We start from the raw sequence: 1607 nt of genomic DNA, 5'->3' as shown, positions 1-1607 counted from the left end.
TCGAAGAGAAAACGGGGCGACACCGCAGAGAAAAGCGGTGATTTGCCGGGGAAATTGAACCGAGTTCGGTCGCTGTCATTGTTTGGCGGCGGGATTCAACGAAAACCTCGCGTTATTCGAGGTGCCCTTAAGAACGCCGCCCTCGTGCCGTCGGAACCAACATTCCTGAAAAGGCGCACCGTAGTTTGCTTTGCTGATGCCATAGCGGACGAAGAATCCCCGCTGCCCCTCATCAACACCCCATTCCTCGGCCTCAGCCTGCGTCATACCGGACAGATATGACTGCCAGCGGATGTTATCGACCAGCACCGATGATCCACGGCTGGCCTGCTGTTGATCGCCAGCACCCGCCATCGCCGCGCTCTTGTTGGCGTGGTGCAGAAACACGATGGAACAGCCAGTCTCGGCGGCTATGGCCTCCATACGGCCGACGACCTGAGCCATAGGCCCGCTGGCGTTCTCCTCCTCGGCATGGAAGCGGCGAAGAGTATCTAAAACCATCAGTCGATGCCCCTCGGCAGCCCGTTTGAGGCCATCAAACCAATCTCGGGCCATGATATTGGGGCATTTGCCAATCAGTGGCTCAATCAGCAAGCCATCCGCCACGGCTTGCCGCTCCCCAGCGGTAAGGTATCTACCGAGGGCGTGCAAGCGGTGATGAATCGCGACGAGGGGGTCTTCGGCTGGTAGATAGATCACCTTTCCTGTAGGCAGCTCACCCACTTCCAGCAAATCAGGGCCGCCAGCAACCTGCGCCGCCAATTGCAGGATCAACATGGACTTACCTGCCCCGCCTGGCGACACTAAAGCACCCACCGTACCGACAACCATATTGGGCAATACATAGTCAATCGGCGGCGGCGGATCGTTGAACGCCGCCATCAGGTCGAGAGCCATATCACCCCCTCACGTCGCCGGGTCGATCAGCCTGGATGCCCGACGCTTTACGCGCTTCAATCCACTCCTCGACTTCCGATAAATCCCATGCGACATTCCTGCATGTGAGAGCGATACGACGCGGAAACTCACCTCGCTGTTCCAAGTTGTAGATGGTTCGTGTCGAGAGCGGAATGATCTCCAAGAGCCTTTTCCTGTTGATCAACATCTTGCTTGTCATGGCTTGCATGGCCCGGCCTCCAATTGCTAACGAGTGCCTTATGGTGCCTAGCAATTCATTCTTCGACAGCGCTATAATTACCCAAAACGGTTGACGCCATGAAGAAAGGAAATTCCACGAGACTCAGAGAGGCTCTAGATCCCGACGTTGTCATCTTCATTCATGACGACTGCTCACCCACCGTTGCGGCAGCCCTTCAGAAATTTCAGGAACGCTGGCGACCATACTCCACGGCCTCACGCCACTATCCGATAGTGGGCTTGATCCGAGAAGTAATTGATCCAGCCGTAGCCACCTACATGACCACCCTTCCTATGCGGTATTCGAGTTTCGTTCCGGGTGCGGGAACGGGCACCGACTTCAGGGCGCCTCGAAAAACCTCGGCACCTCTGTGATTGGTAAAATTGGATTGTCCTGATTTCGTTCTCTGCCGCCAGCCATGAAGAAACGCACCGCCATCAAGACCGACCTGTTCGCCGACGAGCATCAC

3 protein-coding genes are annotated in these 1607 nt (G+C 56.4%); all 3 read right to left on the bottom strand.

Going from position 1 to position 1607, the window contains the following annotated elements; genetic code table 11:
- Positions 1–75: 75 nt before the first annotated feature.
- Positions 76–897 (bottom strand): helicase RepA family protein, encoded by an 822-nt coding sequence (locus GPA21_RS20125; protein WP_168989837.1) that lies wholly within the window; start codon positions 895–897, stop codon positions 76–78.
- Position 898: 1 nt separating this feature from the next.
- Complete coding sequence (locus tag GPA21_RS20120; RefSeq protein WP_168989836.1) at positions 899–1126, bottom strand: helix-turn-helix transcriptional regulator; 228 nt, start codon at positions 1124–1126, stop codon at positions 899–901.
- Between the two features lie 286 nt (positions 1127–1412).
- Positions 1413–1607, bottom strand: a 195-nt coding sequence (locus GPA21_RS20740) for a hypothetical protein (protein WP_211163739.1), incomplete at its 5' end; no start/stop codon positions are given.

The sequence above is a fragment of the Azoarcus taiwanensis genome, from assembly GCF_012910885.1.
Classification (GTDB): domain Bacteria; phylum Pseudomonadota; class Gammaproteobacteria; order Burkholderiales; family Rhodocyclaceae; genus Azoarcus_F; species Azoarcus_F taiwanensis.
Note: the sequence above shows the minus strand (reverse complement) of the source record. Positions and strands in the feature narration are given on the sequence as shown.